This window comes from Bradyrhizobium sp. UFLA06-06 (genome assembly GCF_054820065.1).
In genome coordinates this window covers 54844-77145 of the sequence record NZ_JADFUD010000038.1, presented here as the reverse complement: position 1 = coordinate 77145, position 22302 = coordinate 54844, and the positions used below count along the sequence as shown (strand labels likewise).

Below are 22302 nucleotides of genomic sequence, written 5' to 3'. Positions count from 1 at the left end.
TGATTATCGGTGCGATGATCTCGCTCATTCCGGTTTTTGAGCGACTGGTCTACCCCTATCTCGTCGCGCTGCAATCCTTGCCGAAGGTCGCCATTGCGCCCCTCTTCATCATTTGGTTCGGCTATGGCTTGACGTCGAAAATCGTAATCACGGCACTCGTCTGCTTCTTCCCGGTGTTGGTCAGCGTGATCGCCGGCTTTCACTCCACCGATAAAGATCAGCTCGACATGATGAAGGCATTCGGTGCCACCAAATTGCAGACCCTAATGCGTCTGAGGATTCCGTCGGCATTGGTATTGATCTTTGCCGGCCTCGAGATCGCTGCCGTCCTTGCTGTTATCGGCGCCATCGTTGGGGAGTTCGTTGGCGCTCAGGTGGGGCTCGGCTACCTGGTGGTTACGCTGAACTTCAGCATGGACGTTTCCGGCGTCTTTGCCGTGTTGATCATCTTATCGGCGATCGGCCTGGTGATGCACGGCCTGATGAGGTATGCCGCACGCAGGTACATCTTCTGGATCAGGCGTAGCGATGCGCCAGTCATGACGTGAAACAATTCAGGAGATAGCCGATGTCGACCATGTTGCGTAAGCGCGGACTATTAGGGGCGGCTGCCACCGCGATAATCGTTTATTTCGGCGGAATGCAGAGTGCGAGCGCCCTGGAAAAGGTACGCTTGCTGATTCCAGTTCGCAATATCGACGAAGCGTTCTCACCATTCGTCGTCGCCAAGGAAAAGGGCTATTTCGCATCCGAAGGCTACGACGTTACGCTGATCGCGGTCGGCGGCTCCAACGAATCGGCGATACAAGTGTCGGCGGGCAACGCGGAAGTCGGCGCCGCCTCGCCAGGTGAAGCTCTGGTTGGGGTTCAGTCCGGAAAGCTCGACATTCGATACTTCTACGGGCTCTACTATTCGAACATCTGGTCGGTCGCCGTCCTGCCTGATAGTCCGATCAAGGCGCTCGGCGACCTGAAAGGCAAGAAGCTGGGCGTCCAATCGATGGGGAGCGCCGGTACGACGTTTGGTCGCGCGTTCGTGCAGGCCGCCGGCCTGGATCCCGACAAGGATGTTTCCCTTCTGCCGATAGGTGTTGGAGCGCAGGCCGTCACATCGATCCGTCAGAAGTTTGTCGACGGGGCCGTCTACTGGGATGCCGCGCTCGCCAAGTTCAAGTTCTCCGGTCTCGGCCTTCGCGAGCTACCGGTGGCGGAAAATCTGCGCGCGCTGCCGGATGTGGGCTTGCTGGCCCGCACACAGACGATCGAGAGCAATCCAAAGATGTTAACGGGAATTGGACGGGCCGTTGCAAAGGGCTACGACTACTCGATGGCAAATCCCAAAGCTGCGGTTCTGATCACTTGGAAAGCGTATCCCGAGGCTGCATCCAAAAACCCAGACAGCGCTGCAGCGCTTGAGGAAGGGATAACCGTCAATCAGGCACGGCTCGGCATTTGGAATACGCCTAAGATTGGTGACAAACACGGGACGTTTGTCTCCGACGATTGGAATCGGCTAATCAACTTCTTTGTCGACCAGAAGGTCTTACCGGCTCCCATAGCCGTCGATCACGTTCTAACGAACCAGTTCATAGATAGTATCAACAACTACGATCGAACCGCCATCATCAACGATGCGAAGAAGGACGGAAGCTCCAAGCTCCAGGGCGATTGAGGATCGTCACGCTCGGCGCCATACTGATTGCGAGAGGCCTTGTACGGCTACCCGTGCCAAACTGAATATAGCGCATCGCTTTCCCTCGAAACGGGATAGGTGTTAGGGCGAAGACGACGGATATCGAGCCCTTGTGACGGCGCTCGTCGGAAAGGTTATCGCCAACATGAGCAAGATCAAAGCAGTCTGCGTCTATTGCGGTTCCTCGCCCGGACACGATCTTGCCTACGTCGAGGCAGGCGAACGATTGGGACGCGCACTTGCTGCATCGGGATTAACGCTGATCTATGGCGGCGGAACCCATGGCGTGATGGGCGCAGTTGCTCGCGGCACATTGGACAACGGCGGCAAGGTCGGCGCGATCATTCCGAGATTTCTCACCAACTGGGAAACGACGACCGACGCGCTCAAGACGTTCGAAGACTTGACGATCACCGACACCATGCACGAGCGCAAGCACAGAATGTTCGAGCGTTCTGATGCCTTCGTGGCGCTTCCGGGTGACATCGGCACCATCGAAGAAATCGTGGAAATCATGACCTGGGCCCAGCTTGGGCAGCACCGCAAGCCGATGGTCCTGGTGAACATCAAAGGCTTTTGGGCGCGATGATGGCGATGCTGAACCACATACGCAACGCGGGTTTCCTTCATAGGGACCACCTGCTTCAGCCCATTGTCGTCGATCGTGCCGAGGATGTCATCCCTGCGATTGTCGCTGCCGCTGCTAAAGATGGCGCGCCCAAAGCCGGTGGTTCGTCGATCATCGACAAGATGTAGATCTCAACGTCCTCAGACGTCATGAGGCCAGGTGCCGTTGGCTTCTGATGTTGGCCCATAGCGACATGCTGCGCTGCCGCACGAACTTGGTCGCTATAGGAGCAAAGTGGACATAGTCACCACCAGCCACATGCCCCGCTGGTTTATAAGTACACGGCCTAGTGACTATGTGTTCTCTAAAATAATATGGGCGAGCTCTGCCGGCCTAGAGAAGAAGGAAGAATGGCTGGTATCGATGCTAATGATCTTCGCGCCGGGTACATCAGCGGCCATTTGACGTTGGCTTTCAATTGGAATCGCTTTGTCCATTGAACATTCGATAAAAACGCGAGGGATCTTGCCGAACCGATCGGCTGTTATCTCTGACACTACAGCGTAGGGCACGGTGCTAGTGATGGGCACGCAATTCTTGATAGCTATATTGACGTCATGGTCGCTACAATCGCCGTAAAACGCAGCCTTCACGAGGTCGCGCCGGGTTGTATCGAGCTCGAGACCGCGACCGTCGCCAACTAACTTAACTATCGCCAGGATTTCCCTTTTCTGAGGATTAGTGGCATCTGCTTTAGTATAATCCAAGACCGTTTTTCCTTGGGGGACCATGAACGCTGTAAGATAGATTAGCTTCGAAATCTTCTCCGGATACTTCTCCCCTAGATAAGTCAATGTGGCGCCGCCCATGCTATGGCCGAGCAATACGACAGGCTCTCTTGACTCTTGCAGCATTTTCTCTACGGGCTGCACATATTCTCCCATAGTCGAAAAGCTATCATATCGGCTCTCGTCGAATCCGTGTGACTTGAGGTCAGGCGTGGCCACAGCGCAACCCGCTTCAGCCAGAAAATTGCTGACTTTTTCAAAACAAGCGCCCCAGTGCCATGATCCGTGGACCATAATTATCTTCTGCCTGGTCGGCGGAGACGCTTCTGCCGATACTGCAGAGGCGGAGATGACAGAAAAAGCAGTTGCACCAGCAATTTTGAGCGCGTCACGTCGTTTCATAAATGTTTCCCCAAGTAGCTGTCGTACGGAAGTCGGTCGGGCATCGGAAGGCAATCCGACGGGCCGCCGCGAGCGATTTAATGCTCCAATTCGCCACCCCGAGGTCGGCTGCGAAGCTGGCCGGTATGGGCGGCCCAAACGCTGCTCAGTATCTCGTATTCCGAGACGTCCATCGGGTGATCGATAGGCGGATATTGAGCTAAGTTGCGCTGCAACGCTTCCAGCTGCTTGGCCAGCCCGCACCTCAGTGCTTCAAATACTCGCCGAAGTTTTTGAGAAGTCATCTAGTGTCTCCGAAGCAATAGTCGCCAGTGGCGGCCGCTTGGACCATTCGTCGACGGGTCTGAGGAGGGTCTGTCCAACCGTCACACACCAAACAGCCTCCGGTCTACGCGCGGATTTCTCCGCTCTAAAACGGTAACGTGGGCTCCCTTCATCCCTCGGGATCGCGCGGCGCGTATATTGCTAGATTGTGTTGACGGTATGGTCAACATGATTCATGGCAAATGCACCTCGGTACAGCGTACCGAATCGTCGGCGGGTCGCTGGCACTCATTAGCGATGACTCAATTTGTGCGACAGGGTCGAAAATGAAGCCGGAATTAAAGCGAGCGGCGTTGGTGTTGTTGGGGCGGCGCCGTGATGAACTTCACGGGTGGCGCGTCGGCGGGAGGAGAAATACGGGCCGGGCTGATACGTAGATTAAATCGGTCAAATGATCCCATGTAGATCCGCAACGTCCAGGGGGCCAGTTGGCTTCGTGGCGTCTGTAGTCCGCATGGCACCAAGTTGAAGCCCACTTGAACCACGCCTCGATTGCGGGCTTTGGTGAAGAAGGCCGAGGGGCTCTGCAGGGATTAGACCCAAGTGCGGTGGATCTGTCTACGTTCATGGAATCCTAGCGGAAACGATTGTCTACCAGATCTGATCGTTGTGAGTTTCCTGGTTGGCTCAGCTTGCACCTACCGACGGCTTATCCGCGTGCGACAATCCGAACGTCATGCTATGCTCTGGCCTTGCGGGAAGGGCAGTGGCTTCGCACTTTGCCTTGGCGGCACCATACCTCGCCGTCGATTGACACGGTCTGATCTGGACAGGGCGCGTCGTGTCGATCGGGAGCACCGTCTTGTACGAGATCTTCTTCAAGGCAAGATTGGATTTGATGCTGGATACACCCGAAATGCGCGATAGCTTGTTTACGATGAGATCTTCGAGGTCCTCAATATCCGAAGCCATGACGCGGAGCAGATAGTCGTTATCACCAGTCATGAGATAGCATTCCATCACTTGCTCCATGCGATCGATTGCACGGGTGAAGTTATCGAGTGAGTTCTGTACTTGCTTTTCGAGCCTCACCTGGATGAATGCGGTCACGCCAAGACCCAGCACGGAGGCATGGAGGATTGTAATTCTGCGATCAATCACGCCAAGCTTTTCGAGGTTTTTGACCCGGGCGAGGCAGGGTGAAGGAGAGAGGTTAACTCGAGCGGCGAGTTCGACGTTGGTCAGGCTCGCGTTCTGCTGCAATTCGTTCAGGATCTTGATATCGATTCTGTCCAGCGCCACCACGGTCATACTGTAGTCCTCCTATGGGCAAACGATACGACTGTCGAGGCCTCCCGTCCCGCGCGTTGCTCCGCACGGTGACATCTCGATGACAGCGATGCTAACGCTTCCCTCGGTTGCGGAATTTCGACAAAATGCCGACTTGTATCTAAAAACTGACAATCTGATCGGTATCCATGTTGCTTATCAGGCGTTGGAATCGTGAGAAAAATCGATCCCACATAGAATAGGTGAATCTGCGCCGAAGCGGCAGAACCTGCGGATTGGGGAAGCTCCGGCGAATGTTTGTGTTGCCGTATCTGAAAACGATCAGCAGATTCGGCAGATTACCAAGGGGAATTTTGGCTAGCCTGCAAGCATGGCAAGCTCCGATATTCTGCTGATAGATCGCGACGCCGACGTGGTTGTGATGACGATGAATCGTCCGCCGGCGAACGCTCTGAATATTGACCTGATCTCCGCCCTTCTGGATCGAATTCAATCCTTCGCACGAGATGAGGCTCCGCCGGGTATCGTCCTGACGGGACGTGGAGATCGCTTCTTCAGCGCCGGCGGCGACATCAAGGAGATCGCGACCGTCGAGGTGGCAACGCCACGGTTAAGGATGTTTCACGCGCTGCTGTGTGAAATGGAAAGGTATCCGAGCCCATTCATTTGTGCCGTTCGCGGTTACGCCGTGGGAGGAGCCTTCGAGTTTCTGCTGCATGCAGATTACGTGGTGGCAAATCCCGAATGCCAGATCGGGTTCCCGGAGATCAATCATGGGCTGCTTCCCGCCGTGAAGGGCATGCGTCAAGCGGGGCGAATGCTCGGCCAGCGGGCTGCCAAGGAGTTGCTGTATTGGGGAGAGTTGATCGACGCGTCAAAAGCCCTCAGACTGGGTGCGGTCGATCAAATCGTTGACACGGACGAGGTTGCCAACAGAGCCAGATCGATTTGTCGTCAGCTCCGAAGCAAGGACAGAAAGCTGTTCGCGGCGATAAAGCGGTCTTTGAATCTCACCGGTCAGATGAGTGACGGTGAACTAGACGACATGACGATCGCGGATCTGCCGGCGTATCTGGACGAAGAGGGTTCTGCCGAAGCCAGAGCCCGCTTTCTGGCGAAGAACAAGAAGGTCTGAATGAGCGAGCCTGGATGGATGGGCGATCTGCGCCTGGAGCTCATGACATTCGAAGATGTCTCGATGGCTCTGAGCAGCGGGTTCCACACTGTGGTCGTACCTTGCGGGGCCGTGGAGCAGCATGGACCCCATCTGCCGCTTTGCATGGATGCGGACCATGCGGAAGCCCTCGCCACCTTGGTCGCCCGCCGCCTCGGTCGAACGCTTATTGCCCCGACAATAAGGGTGGGCTGCTCTTCCCATCATCTGACGTTTCCCGGCACCATATCGATACGTCCCGAAACGCTCGAGGCGTTGTGCTCGGACTATTGTGCCAGCCTGATGCGGCACGGCTTTTCCAGAATCATCTTCTTCTCTGGCCATATCGGCAACTTCCCGGTCCTCAGGGACATGATGCCGCGCCTTCGCGGGAGCGTTGAAGGACGAGCACGGATCGATGCTTTCGTCGATTCCGAGGCGTGGATGAAGGGGTGGCGGGAAGCGGTCTCCGCTGCCGGTGGCGATGAAGCCGCGGTAGGCGGCCACGCCGACATCGCCGAAACGTCACTGATGATGAAGATTCGTCCAGACAGCGTACGTATCGATCGTTTCGAACCAGGCCACATCGGTCTGCTGTCGCAGCACCAGCTGGAGCTGATGTGGAGGAACGGCATTTCCTCCGTCACGCAGAACGGGGTCCTCGGAGATCCTCGTGGTTCGACGGTTGCGATCGGGGAAAGCTGTCTTGAGCACATAGCCGACCTCCTGGTCGACGCGTTCGAAGACTGACCCGCTTCACACCTTCCTGCACAGCTTGAGATTTGCGCATCCGAACGAGCGGAAAAGGCTCGTCGTCAAGACGTGTGCGCCGTCGAGAGCAGGCCGTGAAGCCCACGGCGAAAGACGGCTCCGTGCGCGCCACTGGCGAGCCCATGTTCACAGACAGCACAAAATTTTGAAAGTCGGGCGTCGACGAGCCGTATTCGGAGGAAAATTTCGCCGGTTCTGCAACATTGTTTCGTCCATCAGGTACGCCGGAAGGACAGCAGAATGGCACTCAAATTTGGGTTCTGGTCGGAGCAGGAAACTCAGGTCGGGCAAAGCTACGCCCGGCGGCTTCATGAACTCGTTGATGAGGTTCGCCTCGCCGAGAAGGTGGGTTTCGATTGCGTCGCGCTCTCTGAGCAGCATGTTGCGCTTGGCGGCATTTCCAGCTCGGCACCGGAGGTCGTCTACGGGTACCTCGCCGCGGTGACGTCGCGCGTCAAGCTGCGTTCCGCCGTTACCCTCATGCCTCAGCGGATCAATCACGCGCTGCGCTCCGCGGAGCGTCTGGCGGTCACCGATATCCTTTCGCACGGTCGCATGGAGTTTTATGGCGGGCGCGCGAATACGACGATTGCCATGCGGGCATTCAATGTCGATCCGGCTGAAACGCTCGCACAGATGGAAGAAGGAATCGCGCTTCTCCGCAAGTCGATGCGCGAAGACATTTTCACATTTGAGGGCAAATACTACCAGATCCCTCCGCGTCAACTTGTGCCGAAGCCGGTCCAGAAGCCGTACCCGGTGATCGGCATAGCGGCCACCAGCGAGCGCAGCCACAACTGGGCGGGCTCCGAGGGATTGGCCGTGATGAGCCACTCGATCTATCAGGGCTGGGAAGTCCAGAAGAAATTGCTCGCCGCCTATCGCGGCGCCTGGAAGCGCGACGAACAGGGCCCGCTCGATCGTCCCCGCATCGGCATCCCGCTATTCCTCGGCATCGGTCCCACCGATCAGAAAGCCAAGGACGATTACGCTGAACCGCTCATGCACTATGCGCGGATCTCGACGGATGCGTATCCGCGCCTGGCGAAGCTTGCGGACGACTATTCCTACATGAGCGAGAGCGTCCCGTCGATGGAGCGCGCCGGGCGAGACTGGGACTATCTCCTGAATCACTCCGCCACGACCGTGTGCGGAGCTCCGGATACCGTCATTCGCCAGCTCGAACAGTATGAAGCGCTCGGTGTGGATGAGGTGCTTCTGCACCTGGATTCGGTACCTCACCACAAGATCATGGAGGCGATCGACATGGTGGGGCGCTACGTGATCCCGCATTTCAACGACAAGAACAACGTTGTCCGTCCCACCGAGGAAATTCTCGACACGATCCGGGCAATGCGGCCGCAGAACTCCGGGTCCTCGAAGAAGGCAGTGTAAGGAACAGGTCCATGTTAGAATCGAAGTACGAATATCTCCTCATCGAGAAGCGCCCGAGCGGTGTCGCGGTCGTGACGATGAACCGTCCCGAGATCCTCAACGCGATCAACTGGGACATGCATGACGAGCTCGAGCAGGTGTTCGTCGATCTCGATCGGGACAAATCGGTCCGGGCGATCGTGCTGACCGGAGCCGGCCGTGGTTTTTGCTCCGGTGGCGATCAGAAGACGCTGGACAAGAGCCCGATCCCGTCGCCGACCCGCGGCGGACGCCACCTGGTCCGCAACATGCTAGAAGTGGAGGCTCCAATCATTGCCGCCGTCAATGGCGTGGCCGTCGGTCTCGGCGCAACGCTTGCCCTGATGTGCGATGTGATCTTTGCGCAATCGACCGCCCGGTTTGCCGATACCCATGTCACGGCCGGCGTCGTGGCGGGCGATGGTGGTGCGGTCATCTGGCCGCTTCTGATCGGTCCGGTCCGCGCCAAGCACTATCTTATGACGGGCGCCTTCGTGTCCGCCGAGCAGGCTGTTGCGATGGGCATGATCAACGAAGCCGTTTCCGATCGTGATGTCCGCGAGGTGGCGATCGAATACGCGGAAATGCTGGCGAGCGGTCCACGAGAAGCAATCATCTGGACGAAGTATTCGGTGAACAAGATTGTCAAGGAGTTCGCGCATCTCCTGTTGGACACGTCCACCGCCCTGGAAACCCTTACGTTCGCTACGCCCGAGCGTCGCGAAGCGGTAGCCGCCTTTGCGGAGAAGCGCAGGCGTTTCGCGGAGCGGTGACATGAATGTCGGGTCCATTACGTCCGGTGCCCAGCTTGCTTCGGTAACTCTTCCGCAGCTTCTGCAAGCCCGACGCATCGAGAGACCAACGGCCGTCGCATATCGGCAGAAGCGCGCCGGCGAATGGATATCGGTGTCGTGGCACGACTATGCGACGAAGGTGTGCCGACTGGCGGGTGCCCTCCAGATGGCGGGACTCGCGCGTGGTGATCGCGTCGCCATCATGGGAGACGTGTCCCAGGAATGGCTGCTCGCCGACATGGCGACCATGTGCGCCGGCGCCGTGACCGTGGGCGTGTATTTCACTTCATCCGTCGAGGAGGTGAACTACTACCTCGGTGATTCCGGAGCCCGTTTTGCCTTCGTGGGAGACGAGACGCAGTTGCGGACGCTGCTGGCAGCCAGCACCGCGGCGACGCTCGAGAAAATCGTCGTGATGGATCCGTCGTGGACCGGCGAGCTCAGGGCGAAGAACATCGTCTCGTTTGCCGAGTTCTATGAGCCTGTTTCATTCGATTGCGACGCCTTTCTTCGTGAGCAGGTCGCAGTTGCCAAAACGGACGAACTGGCGAGCATTGGTTACACGTCGGGTACCACGGGGTATCCCAAAGGCGCCATGCTGACGCACCTGTCATTGCTCGCAGGTGGCCACGTGCAGACGACATTCCATCCGACCATTCGGACCGAAACCCAGCGGCTCGTGGTTCATTTGCCGATGTCGCACACGGTCGCGCGAGCCCAGGCAACCACGTTGCCATTGCTGTCCGGAGCCGTTCCTCACTTCGGGGAAACGACCGCGGGGTTCGCGCAGACGATCCGGGAAGCCAAGCCGACGTACTACATGGCTCCGCCTCGCTTCTACCAGAGATTCGCAACCCAGATCCTCAGCGTGGTGCACTCGGCCAGCGCCAAGCAAAGGAAAGATTACCAACTGGCGATGCGGATCGCGCGCAAGGCGCTCGATGACCGCCAGGCGGGGCGGACGCCGGACCAGTATCTCAGCGATCTGTTCGCGGCATGTCGCAGGCACATCTTCGGTCCGCTTTTGGCGGAGGTTGGTTTCGACGAACTGAAGATCGCCTATACGTCTTCCGCGCCGATGCCATCGGAGGTCATGACGCTTTGGCAGCTCTGGGGGTTGAATCTCAAGGAGTGCTACGGGCAGACCGAGATGGTGGGCGGAAATCTCGTCCAGATGGTGGACTGGCCGAAGGCCGGCAGCGTCGGCATTCCCGTTCAGGATCCAGCCTGGGAAACCGCGGTGCTGGAAGACGGCGAGATGATCGTTCGAGGACCGGGCTTGTTTACTGGCTATTGGAACAAACCCGAGGAAACCAGATCCGCGCTGCGAGACGGATGGCTGTATACCGGCGATATCGCCGAAATCGCGCAGGATGGAAGCTTCAAGCTCGTCGATCGGAAGAAGGAGATCATCAACACGTCCGGGGGGAAGTCGGTCAGCCCGACCCAGATCGAGAACGAAATTCGGCAGAGCCCCTACATTTCCGAAGCCGCCGTCATTGGCGAGGGCAAGAAATACCTGACGGCTCTTATCGAGGTCGACGCCACCGCGACGATGGATTGGGCCAGGTCGCGGGACACCGACATCGCGCAATACGCCGACCTCGCAAAATCCGAGATCGTCATCCGGATGATCGAAGGCGAGGTCGCAAAGGCGAACAACCGCCTGGCACGCGCCGAGCAGATCAAGGCCTTCCGTATCCTTCCCGAAGAGCTCTCTCCCGAGAATGGTGTCATGACGCCGACGCGAAAGAAGCGCCGCAAGCAGCTGATGGAGCGATATCGAGCGCTGATCGACACGCTCTATGACGAATCCGAGGAGAAATTGATCAAGGCGCAGGTCGGATAATCGGCGCGGAAAGCATCGGTGCAAAATGAAGGTCAAGCACGTCTATCTCACCGCCAGTCAACCGGCGAAGCTTGCGGAGTTCTACGCGAATACCGGTCTCACCATTCGCTTTGCGGATGGTGAACGCTGGATCCAGTTCCGGAGCGAGGGTGCGGCCTTCTGCGTTTCCGGAATGGAAGAGTCCGCCTCGATTCCATCTGCAAACGCGGTCGTGGTTTTTGAAGTCGAGCAGCTGGAATCGGTAGTCGAACGCGCCATCGCTGCGGGCGCGACGCTTGTTGCTCCCGTTCGGGACATGGGCGGTCACGGACGCGTGGCGCAAGTTTGCGATCCCGAGAGCAATGTCATCCAGTTCTTCGAAGCTGCCAAAGCGGATCGATAGCATGATGCGTACAGGGACTTTACTGAGGCCTCGACACCATTTCGCGGAGCCGGACGTGATGAATGAGTTGATGTCGGTCGACCCGACAAAGGGTCTCGAAGGTGCTCGACTGATCGACGGTGCTTCCTTCAAGACGGCGCTCAGAAATGTCAGCGGGAGCGTATCGATCGTGACGTCCGGCCGCGCGCCGGAACGGCATGGCTTGACGGTCACTGCCGCGTCATCGCTTTCAGTCGACCCCTCGACCGTCCTGGTGTGCGTCAACAAGTCGGCCGGAGCTCATGACACGATCGTCCGGACCGGATGTTTCGGTTGGAACCTGTTGACCGCGAGCCATGTGGACCTCGCGCAAAAGTTCGCAGGGCTTGATGGAAGCAAGGGGGACATTCGCTTCAGCGAGGGCAGCTGGGCGGAATTGGTATCTGGCTCACCGATCCTGATCGGTTCGCTGTGCAGCTTCGACTGCCAGGTCATCGGCATGCATCCGGTGGGGACCCACACGGTCTTCTTCGGCGCGGTTCTCGGCGAGGTCCATCAGGACCACTACGAAGGGCTGATTTACCGGCATGGCAGGTTCGCGATTCCGCAAGTGCTTCCCGAAGCAGGTCGATGAGCCTGCTTCGGGAGCAGCGATCACCGTCCATAAACATACAGCAGCGAGGGAGCAAGGCAGATGGGGAATATCCTCGGCAAGGATTTGACGCGGCGCACCGTTCTCGGGAGCGGAATGGGCCTCGCCGCCGGCTTGATGCCATGGCATGCGAGCGCTGCATCTCGCACCGTCAAGGTTGGTTCGATCATGCCCAGCAGCGGCGTGTTGGCCTTCCCGGGCCAGGCTTGCGTGCGCGGAATCAATCTTGGCGCCAAATTCGCCAAGGAGCGGTTCGGCGTCGAGATGGAAATCGTTCACGCGGATACGCAGAGCAAACCGGAAAACGGCCGAATCGCTGCGGACAACCTGATCAGGCAGGGTTGCACCGTCCTCATTGGAGCATGGGACTCGGGCGCTACGATTTCGGCGCTTCAGGCGGCCGAAGCCGCCAAGGTTCCGATGGTCGTGCACATTGCGAGCGCCACCCAGGTCACGTCGCAGGGATTCACCCAGGTATTTCGTTTCTATCCGACGTCGCTGACGATCGTTCGGCAATCGTTGCTCGAATTGAAGGCGATCCTTTCGAGTGTCGAAAATCCGCCGAAGAGCGCTGCAGTGCTGCACCTCAACAACACGATGGGGCAGTCGACGGCCGCGAGCATCGATCAGGCGTGGAAAGAGGTCGATGTACCGCTGAAGATCGCCGAATACATTCCCTACGACGAAAAGGCGCGGGACCTCTCCGTCGAGGTCGCGAAGGCAAAGGCCTCGGGAGCGGATGCGCTGGTGTCTGTGACGCGCGTCAACGACGCTATCATGATCACCCGCGAATGCATCAAGCAGGGGTGGAATCCCAAGCTGATCTTTTCGCCGAACTCAAACGGCGTGCAGGACAAGGCGTACTATAACGCGCTCGGCAAATATGGAGACGGCGCCATCCTGTCGACCGTCTGGTATAACCCGAAGGCGCCGGACACCGCCGCAATCATCAAGAGCTTTGAGGCCAGCTATCCAAACGAGTGGCTGGACGCAAATTCCGGATGTGCCTTCGAGGCGGTCCAGATCGTCGCCGACGCGGTCATCCGGGCAAATTCGTCAGTCTCCTCGGAAATCCATGCCGCTCTCAGGAAAACCGATCTGAATCCGGTCCTGATGTACAGCGGCAAGATCAAGTTCGACGAGAACGGACAGAACATCAATAGTGCCGTTACGATGCTGCAGGGACAAGGCGGAATGCCGAAGGTGATTTCGCCGCGGGCTATCGCCGACGCAAGCCTGCAGTATCCGCTCAAGCCGTTCGAGGTCCGCTAATGGCCTTGCTCTGGGCAAATGTGGTCATAAGCGGGGTCCTGATAGGCTTGGTATACGGGCTGATCGCACTCGGCCTCACGATCATCTTCGGCGTGATCAGGGTCGTGAACTTTGCCCACGGCGCGATGGTGGTGTTCGGCCTTTACATCGGGTACTGCACCGGACTTTGGTGGGGCATGCCGACTATCCTGGCTGCGTTGCTGGCCGGCATCCTGATGTTCGCGGTCGGCTATTACCTGGAAAGCGTAGTGGTGACGCGGTTCGTCACCCGACCGCATCATGTGCAGTTCATCCTGTTCATCGGCATCTCGCTCCTGTTCACGGGAATCCAGCTTCTTTGGTTCGGGCCGGATCCTCGCCCTTCCGTGTCGCAGTTGTCCTTTGAAACGATCTCCTTGGGAGGCATTCGGATCGATCTGGCGCGCTTGCAGGCTGCATGTGCCACGACCGTTCTGATCCTGGCTTTGGCCGCATTTCTCAAATACTCCTTGTTCGGTAGATACATTCGAGCGGCGGCCGACAATCGACTTGGCGGTTTGATCGTCGGGATCCCAATTCCCAAGATCTATGCGATCACGTTTGGAATTGGCACTGCGTGTGCCGGCTTCGCCGGCGCGCTGATCTCGCCGCTGTTCGATGCGCAGCCCTATCTCGCTGTCGATTTCACGCTGCTGGCGTTCGTGACCGTCATCGTCGGAGGCCTTGGAAGCTTCGTCGGGGCTCTGATCGGCGGCTTGACGATCGGCGTGACCGAGGCCGTTGCCGCACTCATTGTCGCACCGTCCATGAAGACTGCCTTGTCGTATGCCTTGCTGATCGTGGTGCTCATTCTGCGTCCAAGAGGGTTCTTCGGTGCAAAAGAGATTTGAGTCTCGCCCCGACTTCGTCGGCGCGGCAGCCGGCATGGCATTGTTCGCCGCACTCGCGCTGCTTGGCGCCGTGTTCAATTCATATTTGGTCTCTCTGCTGACGATCGTATTCATTTTCGCTTTTATCGGGCAATCCTGGAGCCTGATGCTTGGTCTGGGTGGGCAGCTATCCATAGGGCACGCCCTGTTTGTCGGAATCGGTGCCTATTCCGTTGCGGTGCTCGATATCAAGTATGGCCTTAGCCCCTGGCTCGGGCTGCTCGTGGGATCGGTGATCGCCGGCGCGGTCGGTGCTGCGCTCGCCTGGTTGAGCTTCCGCTTCGAGGTGCGGGGAATCTACTTCGGCCTGTTGACGATCGCCGCAGCTGAATTTGCCCGAGTGATGTTCGGCGGTTGGGATTTTGTGGGGGGAATGCAGGGCCTGTTCTTTCCGGCTCAGTCCGGCGAGAGTTCCCTGCTGATGCTGCGCGGCGGCGCTCGCTTCTATTATTTTGTCGCGCTCGCCGCCGTTGCGGTCGGTGTAGGCGTAACGGCGCTCATCAGGAAGTCCTTTCTGGGATATGTGTGGCGAGCGATGCGCGATGACGAAGATGCGTCAAGGGCGCTCGGAGTAAGGACCTTCCTTCACAAGGTTCTGGTTGTATCGATCTCCGGAGCATGGGCTGCGATTGGCGGTGGTCTTCTGGCCCTGGTCCAGGGATCGATTTTTCCCGACTCGATCATGGGAATGGGGATTTCCGTCGACGTCCTGATCGGGCCGATCGTGGGTGGTCTGGGAACGGCGTTCGGTCCGCTGCTCGGGGCGCTCATCATAATCCCCCTGGATCACCTGATGAGCTCCTTCAGCGACACCATTGGTCTGCCCGGATTGAACAATGTCGCCTACGGCATCGTTCTGATCGGTGTCGTCTGGCTGCTGCCGGATGGCGTGTGGCCGGCGCTGCTCGGCCACTTTGAGGCGAAGAAGGAAGTACGATCAATTCGCAGTCGAATTGTCCAGACCCAGGAGGTCGGACAATGACCGCGCTTCTCGAGCTCAACAATGTTTCGAAGCGCTTCGGCGGCTTGCTTGCGGTCGACGGCGTCAGCTTCAGTTTGAAGGAGCGCTCCATCACGGCTCTCGTCGGTCCCAACGGGGCCGGCAAGACGACCTGCTTCAACATGATTGCCGGGGCGTTCCGGCCGACTGCCGGTACGATACGCTTTGAAGGCGAGACGATCTCCGGACGCGGCGCGGAGGCGGTATGCCGTCTGGGCATTGGGCGGACGTTCCAGATCGTCCGGCCGATGCGCGATATGACCGTGCTGGAAAACGCGATGGTCGGAGCGTTCAGTTGGACGAGAAAGGTCTCCGAAGCGAGGGAGGCCGCCCTGGATACGCTGGAGACGGTCGGTCTTGCGCCAAAGGCCAACGCGTCGATCAGCCAACTGACGCTTCCCGATCGAAAGATGCTTGAAACGGCAAAGGCTCTCTCGACACGGCCGCGCCTGTTGCTGCTTGACGAGGTGATGGCCGGGCTCCGTCCAACCGAGGCCGCGGCCGTCGTTCGCGTTCTCCGTCGCCTGGTAGAGCGCGGACTGACGATAATGCTCGTCGAGCACGTCATGCGAATTGTGATGGAGGCGGCGGAGAATGTCGTTGTTCTGCATCACGGCGCGAAAATAGCCGAGGGAGCCCCCGTGTATATCGTGAAGCATCCCGAGGTTCTGGCCGGATATCTTGGGGACGGCTTCCGTGGCTAAGGAACCCCTGTTGGCCGTCGAAGGGCTAAACGTCGGCTATGCCGGATCGGCCGCTCTCAACGACGTCTCTCTTGCCGTGCAGGCAGAGGAGCTGATCTGCGTCATCGGAGCCAACGGTGCCGGAAAGACGTCCTTGATCCGCACAATTGCGGGCATCGTCTGCCCGACAAGGGGGCGGATAGCCTGGCGGGGCAGAGACATCGTGGGCATGTCGCCCTGGGAGATTTGCGAGCTCGGCATCGCCCAGGTCGCCGAAGGGCGTGAAGTGTTCCCGAATCTCTCGGTAGAGGACAATCTTCTGATCGGAGGATCGTTGAAACGAGCGCGGGGCCGCCGGGACGCCAATCTGCGGCGGGTGTATGAATTGTTTCCGCGTCTGGATGAGCGGCGGCGACAGTCGGCAGGAACGCTGTCGGGCGGCGAGCAACAGATGCTTGCCATCGGCAGGGCGATGATGTCCGAACCGGAGATGATCATGTTCGACGAGCCTTCGATCGGACTTTCACCCGCGCTGACGACCGTGATGTTCGACGTCGTCAAGAAGCTGCATAGTCACAGGATAACGATTCTGCTCGTGGAGCAGAACGTAGCGAGCTCCCTCGCCATCGGAGATCGGGGTTATGTTCTCGAGAATGGCAGCATTGTTCTCGAGGGAACCGGCGCGGGCTTGCTTTCCAACCAGGATGTAAGGCGCGCCTATCTGGGGCTGTAGTCGAAGGATGTGCGCTCTGTAAGGAAGCGGCGCGGGCTCTTTCCCAGGGTCTTTTTGAACATCGTAATGAACGCGCTCGGAGATTCGTACCCGAGATCGAGTGAGACGGTCTGGACGGACGCGCCCGCGGACAGGCGCTGCAGCGCGACCAGGATGTGGAGCCGCTGCCGCCAGCGGCCAAATGTCATTCCGGTTTCCTTCACGATCAAACGCGCAAGCGTACGCTCGCTCATTGCGTAACGTGCGGCCCATTCATCAAGCGTGCTCCTGTCTCCGGGCTCGTGCAACAATGAAGCCGCAAGTTGCTGGAGGCGACTATCTGCGGAAATCGGCAGGTACATCTGCTCTGTCGACATCTGCACGAGTTCGTCGAGAAGGACGCGGCCGAGCCGGCTGGTCGGGCCTTCGACCGGATACAGGGGCGGAAATGCCGCAAGACGCTGGATCAGCTCTCGAACGAGAGGTGAAATCGTGAATGTGCAACAAAAATCCGGAAGCTTGCTTGCGGAAGGCTCGATGAAGACGACGTAGATTTTGCCGAAATCGGACACGCAGTTGCTGTGCAGTACCCCGGCGGGAATCCAGACCGCCCCCTGAGGAGGAACAATCCAGAGTCCCCCTGGCGCCCGGCACATGACCGATCCGCGCGAGGCGACCACCAATTGTCCCTTCTTGTGCGAATGCAGGGGCAGCTCGTCGTCGTCTTGTCTGGTCTCGATGCACATCGAGACGACGGGGCGATCGAAATAGTCGGGATCGATGGGAGTATAGTTGATCCGGAGATCGGGAAGTTTCAGCCTCGGAAGGCCATAGTCGTCATCGGCGGCGGATATCTGCATCGCGTTCGCTCGCTTGGGCCCGGGAATCAACCTTCCACATCTTGAGCGGCCGGTCGCTGGGTCGGCTCGCAACGGCGTTCCAACACAGCATAGCTGCTCCACGCCAGTACAGCCAGCCGAAAAGCGGCGCTGTTGCCTGCGGCACGTCGCTGAGGGCGAACATGCGCCTAGAGATCGAGAACGAGATCGCTGCATGGGACCGCTCGGCACGTGAGCACCGTGCCGGAATCTTCCGGGACTGCACCAGAGAGCTGCCTTGTGCTTCCAGCCAGCACGCGCACTGCACAACTCTCGCACTGCCCGACCCGACAGCCGCTTGGAGCGCGTATGCCCAATCGCTCCGCGCATTCGAGCAGCGTGCCGTCCTTGGGACCCCACTGGAACGAAATGCCCGATCGCTTGAACGAGACCGAGCAAGGGCCCAGGCCTTTTTCGAGCGTGTTCGTCGGCGAGATGAATACTTCGGTGTGAATGTCGAATTTTGGCACACCGAAGGAAACCAGGCTCCTCGTTGTCGACGTGACCATTGTATCGGAGCCGCATAGATAGAATCGCGGGCGCTCCATGACCAGTGAGGCGTCGATCTGAGCGGCATCGAGGCGACCGTGGACATCAAAATCGGCTCCAGGAACATCCGAAGCGCGTGGTCGACTATAGAAAGTTCTGACAACAAGTCTCGGCAACCGTTGTGCAAGAGCTCGAAGTTGGCGCTTGAATGCGTGCTCCGAGCCGTTCCTGTTGCCGTACAACAAGGTGACCGAAGGCATTTGATCGCCATCGAGCGAATTCAGAAGGCTCATAAACGGAGTGATGCCGATGCCTGTTGCCATCAGGATCAGCGGAACGGATGATACCGTCGGCATCGTAAAGGCGCCGCTCGGAGCCTCGACCTCGACCATATCTCCTACCTTCAAGGTCTCATGTATGAGAGACGAGAGTGAGGTTGAGGCGTCACTGGCGCCGGCTGACGCGCGACCCACACAGATCCTGTATTCCGATCGATTTCTGATGCCCGCCGCTCCGGTCAATGAATAGGCGCGCGTCAGAAGTTCACCGGTGTCGGGACGTGCCACCCTGATACGTACGTACTGGCCGGGTTCGTAGTCGGGCAGCGCGCCGGTTTCCTGCGGTGACAGCGAAATGGCAAGGGCTGAGTCCGATTCCGCATGCCGATCCGACACGATGAAACGCCGAAACCCCTGCCATGAGCGGCTGCCCAAATCGCCGACACGTCGGACGTCGCACGCGATCGCCCGATGGTTGACGGAGCCGCTGACCGGATCGCGTGTCTCGGCAGAGACGAGGCTGTTGAAATTGGAACTGGCCGCCCCTGTCAGCGCGTACGACTGCTTGCCGAGCGGTTCACAGGCCTCCCACCAGCCGAAGTCGGCGGCCAGTACGTCGGATGCGAGAGTATCGTCGATCTCGGCGACGAACCGCGTGGAGCCGTGACGGCTCGTGACTTCGACACTGTGCCCGTCGTTGATGTTCTTCAGGCGCGCAACACTCCCATGCAATCGGATTGTCGGTCGGCTGGCGCGTCGCCTGAGCGAGGCGATCCCGCGATGTTGACTATGGCAGAAGACGCCGTTCTTCATGCTGATCAGTGTGAACGGATAGAGTGACCGATCGACGTGCTCTTCCGCATGGATCGGCACAGGAGATTGATGATTTCGGAGCAGCAGTTCGGAGTAGAGTTCGACCCGTCTTGTTTCAGTCTGGAAGCCCGCCACGCGATCCCTGGCATCAACGTGGCCATATTTGCGTACGGCATGTTCGATCGGACGAACGATCTTGCCGTCATTCGCCCGCAGATCCTGGACGGTGATCCCGAGAGGAGCCAGCATGTAGTTCCAGCCAGCGTCGATGTCGCCGTGGAAGAACTTGTCGCCCATGCCCAGACGTTCAGCCAGGGCAAATACGATTTCCAGATCGGAGCGTGCTTCTCCCCGCGGGGTCAAGACGGCCGGGCGCAACTGAATCAGGTTCTGGGCGGCTTCACTAATGCCGAAACCGAAGCGTAGACCTTCCCGCTCCCATGGAGTGCTTGCCGGGAGCAGGACATCGGCATAACGGGCCACCGGAGTCTCTACGATGTCGGTGTGGACATAGAACTCTACGACCTCCAGCCCTCGGCGAATCTCGTCGGTGTCTCCCTGCGTGAGGAGATGATTGGATCCGAAGCCGACGAGCGCACGGATCGGATAAGGATCGCTGGTCACGATGGCGCGGTAGACGTCGAGCGGCTTCACGCGTCCTTCGGCTGCTGGTCCCATCGGACGGATGTCGCGTCCGAGCGTCTTGCACGATTGCGTCTCGACGAGGAGGTCCGTCGAGTCGACCTTGTTCGCGGGCTGCCTGCCCAGGATGCGGTTGCCACCGATCTCGTCGAACGATCCGCGAAGAGCGTAGAGCGTGGCGACCGCACGCTCTATTTGCGTCGCGTTGCTGCCTTGGCCAATGCCTGTCCAGGCGTGGTAGGCAATCTTGCTGTGGCTCGCCATCAGCGATGCGGCGGCTTTCAGCTTTGTGCGTGGAACGCCGGTTACCTGCTCGACCCGCTCGGGTGTCCAAGCGGCACAGGCCCGCTGGAAGTGATCAAAGGCAGGCCTGCACGCGATCGCTTCGCCGTGATGACCCCGGACTTCATACCGGCCGGTCAGGGCAAATCGGCGAGCGGTATCGACGTCAAGCAGGCGGGCCGCATCATAGATGCAAGGTTCGTCGGTCCGAACGTCCCACGCCACGAATTGCTGTGCCGTCTCGTCACCTTCGCGATCCCGGAGATCCCGCGCCCTTAGCAGCAGTCCGTCGGACTCACGCACGAGCATCGGCGCATTGGTCCACCGCCTGAGAAATTCCAGGTCGACCCCTCCTTCCTGGATCAAGAGATTTGACACGCCGAGCGCCAGAGCGGCGTCAGTGCCCGGTCGGACTTGGAGCCAAACGTCGGCGTCAATGGCGAGCGGGGTCGCTCGCGGATCGACGACGATCATGGCTGCGCCATTCGCGCGGCCGCGCGCAATTGCGTCCGCCTGAGCCAGCCAGGTGCTGGTGGGGTTGTGCCCCCAGAGGATAATCAGCCCCGCATGCGCATAGTCGGCAGTCGGCATGCCGACGCCGAAAGTGAACCGATGCGCCACGTCCCTGTGCCAATTGCAAACGTCAGTCGAACTCGCGATGTTCGGGCTTCCGAACAAGCGAACGAACCGATCAATCCATTCGATGCTGTCGGCGATACCGGTTCCGCTTTTCGTCGTTACAGCAAAAGCGACTCCTTCGGCCCCGTAGCGCTCCCGGATATCGAGTAACTCTCCCGCACAAAGATCGAGCGCCTCGTCCCAGGAAATACGTACCCACCCTGGATCGGGATCTGTCTTTGGCCGGGTGCGGCGCATCGGATAGAGGATTCGATTGTTTGCGGCCACGATCTCCGGACCGGCCCGGCCTTTTGGACAGACGGCGTGCCCGGTCGGATGGCCGGGATCATTTCGCACGGCGACCAGCCGGTCGTTCTCGACGACATTGATCGTTCCGCATTGCGAGCCGCACAGCGTGCAGAAGCTTCGGATCTCTCCCATTGCCGATTTCCGTGAGTGTAGCGCGCTCTTGGAGCGCTCTTTGACGCAAGCAATTGTTCCGGAGCGGCACAAAAAGTCGCGAGGTACGAACCGGTTGAGCCAGCAAGCATGTTCACCGACGAAGTACGTCGATCTTATGCCATGTTGACTAATCGGTCAACAAGTGTATCAATCCGCCATTCACAGGAGGGCGGGCATGGGTAATCTGCGACTGGTTCTTTTTGCCTGGATGGTGTCGTTTGGCGTGCACTGTGGCCAGCCCGCGTTCGCGGCCGACAAGGTCCAAGCCTTGATCGGGGTGCGAAATATGGATGAAGCGCAGGCGCCCTTCATCGTCGCCAAGTATCTGGGCTATTTCAGCCGGGAAGGGCTCGACGTCGATCTGCTGACCGTCGGCGGCTCGAACGAGATCGCAATTCAAGTCGCCTCCGGCAACGCCAATCTAGGTGCTGCGAGTCCTTCGCAGGCCGTGATCGGCATGCAAGAGAATTCAGCGGCGCCATTGGATGTCCGCTACTTCTACGACTACAGCTATCGCAATATCTGGTCCATGTCCGTGCCGGCGGACAGCAACATCAGATCGATCGCGGACCTCCGAGGAAAGAAGATTGGTATCCCTTCATTGGGAAGTGGAGGCGTCACTTACGGCAAAGCTTATGTGCGTTCAGCGGGGCTGGACCCGGACAGGGACGTTACGTTCATTCCGATCGGGGTCGGCTCCCAAGCCGTGAGCGCCGTTCGGCAAAAGATCGTCGATGCGATCGCGTTCTGGGATGTTGCCAACGTCCGGTTCGGACTCAGCGGCCTCGCTCTCCGGAATCTCGATGTCGGTGAGAATCTGGATGCGCTGCCGGATCTGTCGCTTTTGGCGAAGAACGACGTCATCAAGAACAATCCGCAAATGCTGATCGGATTTGCGCGAGCGGTATCAAAGGCGATCGATTTCACCAACGCCAATCCGGTGGCGGCCGTCATGATCACCTGGAAAGTCTATCCGGAGAGCCGTCCTGGGGAATTGGGTGCGCAGCAGGCCCTCGCTCAAGGTCTGAAGATCCTCGAGGTACGAAGTCCCGGGTGGAGAAGTGCCAAGACCAACGGAAAGAACGGTCTCTTCGTTGAAGAAGATTGGAAAAACTTGAGCAGCTTTCTGCTGGCAGGGGGGCAGATAGCCCGCCCCGTTCCGACTTCGCGAATGTACACTAATGACCTGATCGACGAGATCAACAACTACGATCGTGATGCCGTCATCAGGCAAGCGAAAGAGTTTGACCTCGGATCGGTTCGTTAA

At 58.8% G+C, this 22302-nt stretch carries 20 protein-coding genes and 1 pseudogene; 16 read left to right on the top strand and 5 right to left on the bottom strand.

Features of this window, described 5'->3' with window-relative positions:
* The 3 genes and pseudogenes from IF803_RS27910 to IF803_RS27900 form a co-directional block, all read left to right on the top strand.
* Positions 1-548 (top strand): ABC transporter permease (locus tag IF803_RS27910; protein WP_461194212.1); only part of this gene is annotated, 548 nt, incomplete at its 5' end.
* 20 nt (positions 549-568) lie between these two features.
* Positions 569-1672 (top strand): ABC transporter substrate-binding protein, encoded by a 1104-nt coding sequence (locus IF803_RS27905; RefSeq protein WP_461194210.1) that lies wholly within the window; start codon positions 569-571, stop codon positions 1670-1672.
* A gap of 166 nt (positions 1673-1838) precedes the next feature.
* A pseudogene (locus tag IF803_RS27900) lies at positions 1839-2449 on the top strand (LOG family protein).
* 165 nt (positions 2450-2614) lie between these two features.
* Here the strand turns inward: IF803_RS27900 and IF803_RS27895 are convergent.
* The 3 genes from IF803_RS27895 to IF803_RS27885 form a co-directional block, all read right to left on the bottom strand.
* Positions 2615-3451 (bottom strand): alpha/beta fold hydrolase, encoded by an 837-nt coding sequence (locus IF803_RS27895; RefSeq protein ID WP_080686847.1) that lies wholly within the window; start codon positions 3449-3451, stop codon positions 2615-2617.
* A gap of 77 nt (positions 3452-3528) precedes the next feature.
* Entirely contained in the window at positions 3529-3735 is a 207-nt protein-coding gene (locus IF803_RS27890; RefSeq protein WP_125459174.1) for a hypothetical protein, read from the bottom strand.
* A gap of 667 nt (positions 3736-4402) precedes the next feature.
* Entirely contained in the window at positions 4403-5026 is a 624-nt protein-coding gene (locus IF803_RS27885) for an Lrp/AsnC family transcriptional regulator (protein WP_461194209.1), read from the bottom strand.
* A 349-nt stretch (positions 5027-5375) separates the two neighbouring features.
* Here IF803_RS27885 and IF803_RS27880 point away from each other — a divergent pair, with 349 nt between their 5' ends.
* The 12 genes from IF803_RS27880 to IF803_RS27825 all read left to right on the top strand — a co-directional run bounded on the left by IF803_RS27880 (position 5376) and on the right by IF803_RS27825 (position 16594).
* Entirely contained in the window at positions 5376-6140 is a 765-nt protein-coding gene (locus IF803_RS27880; protein ID WP_461194208.1) for an enoyl-CoA hydratase/isomerase family protein, read from the top strand.
* A complete protein-coding gene (locus IF803_RS27875) occupies positions 6141-6908 on the top strand; it encodes a creatininase family protein (RefSeq protein ID WP_225159861.1) in 768 nt (255 codons plus the stop codon).
* A 261-nt stretch (positions 6909-7169) separates the two neighbouring features.
* Positions 7170-8324 carry an LLM class flavin-dependent oxidoreductase gene (locus tag IF803_RS27870; protein WP_028342726.1) on the top strand — a complete coding sequence of 385 codons (1155 nt, stop codon included), beginning with the start codon at positions 7170-7172 and terminating at the stop codon, positions 8322-8324.
* A 77-nt stretch (positions 8325-8401) separates the two neighbouring features.
* Positions 8402-9115: an enoyl-CoA hydratase/isomerase family protein gene (locus IF803_RS27865; RefSeq protein WP_245288815.1), complete on the top strand. Its 714-nt coding sequence runs from the start codon at positions 8402-8404 to the stop codon at positions 9113-9115.
* 1 nt (position 9116) lies between these two features.
* Positions 9117-10985: an AMP-dependent synthetase/ligase gene (locus IF803_RS27860; protein WP_028342728.1), complete on the top strand. Its 1869-nt coding sequence runs from the start codon at positions 9117-9119 to the stop codon at positions 10983-10985.
* Between the two features lie 25 nt (positions 10986-11010).
* Entirely contained in the window at positions 11011-11367 is a 357-nt protein-coding gene (locus IF803_RS27855; RefSeq protein ID WP_016841231.1) for a VOC family protein, read from the top strand.
* Positions 11368-11425: 58 nt separating this feature from the next.
* Positions 11426-11980: a flavin reductase family protein gene (locus tag IF803_RS27850; protein ID WP_225159858.1), complete on the top strand. Its 555-nt coding sequence runs from the start codon at positions 11426-11428 to the stop codon at positions 11978-11980.
* Between the two features lie 60 nt (positions 11981-12040).
* Entirely contained in the window at positions 12041-13270 is a 1230-nt protein-coding gene (locus IF803_RS27845) for an ABC transporter substrate-binding protein (RefSeq protein WP_028342730.1), read from the top strand.
* Positions 13270-14139 (top strand): branched-chain amino acid ABC transporter permease, encoded by an 870-nt coding sequence (locus tag IF803_RS27840; RefSeq protein ID WP_028342731.1) that lies wholly within the window; start codon positions 13270-13272, stop codon positions 14137-14139. The genes IF803_RS27845 and IF803_RS27840 overlap by 1 nt, the downstream gene beginning before the upstream one ends.
* Positions 14123-15160 (top strand): branched-chain amino acid ABC transporter permease, encoded by a 1038-nt coding sequence (locus IF803_RS27835; protein ID WP_225159854.1) that lies wholly within the window; start codon positions 14123-14125, stop codon positions 15158-15160. The genes IF803_RS27840 and IF803_RS27835 overlap by 17 nt, the downstream gene beginning before the upstream one ends.
* Positions 15157-15882, top strand: a complete 726-nt coding sequence (locus IF803_RS27830; protein WP_028342732.1) for an ABC transporter ATP-binding protein — start codon at positions 15157-15159, stop codon at positions 15880-15882. The genes IF803_RS27835 and IF803_RS27830 overlap by 4 nt, the downstream gene beginning before the upstream one ends.
* Positions 15875-16594, top strand: coding sequence for an ABC transporter ATP-binding protein (locus IF803_RS27825; protein WP_016841223.1), 720 nt, complete (start codon positions 15875-15877; stop codon positions 16592-16594). The genes IF803_RS27830 and IF803_RS27825 overlap by 8 nt, the downstream gene beginning before the upstream one ends.
* Here the strand turns inward: IF803_RS27825 and IF803_RS27820 are convergent.
* Together IF803_RS27820 and IF803_RS27815 are read right to left on the bottom strand one after the other, a co-directional pair.
* Positions 16579-17433 carry an AraC family transcriptional regulator gene (locus tag IF803_RS27820; protein ID WP_051448008.1) on the bottom strand — a complete coding sequence of 285 codons (855 nt, stop codon included), beginning with the start codon at positions 17431-17433 and terminating at the stop codon, positions 16579-16581. The two genes, IF803_RS27825 and IF803_RS27820, sit on opposite strands and share 16 nt — an antisense overlap.
* Positions 17434-17600: 167 nt before the next feature.
* On the bottom strand, positions 17601-21014 hold the full coding sequence (locus IF803_RS27815) for a molybdopterin-dependent oxidoreductase (RefSeq protein ID WP_461194204.1): 3414 nt from the start codon (positions 21012-21014) through the stop codon (positions 17601-17603).
* 196 nt (positions 21015-21210) lie between these two features.
* Here IF803_RS27815 and IF803_RS27810 point away from each other — a divergent pair, with 196 nt between their 5' ends.
* Entirely contained in the window at positions 21211-22302 is a 1092-nt protein-coding gene (locus tag IF803_RS27810; RefSeq protein ID WP_028342736.1) for an ABC transporter substrate-binding protein, read from the top strand.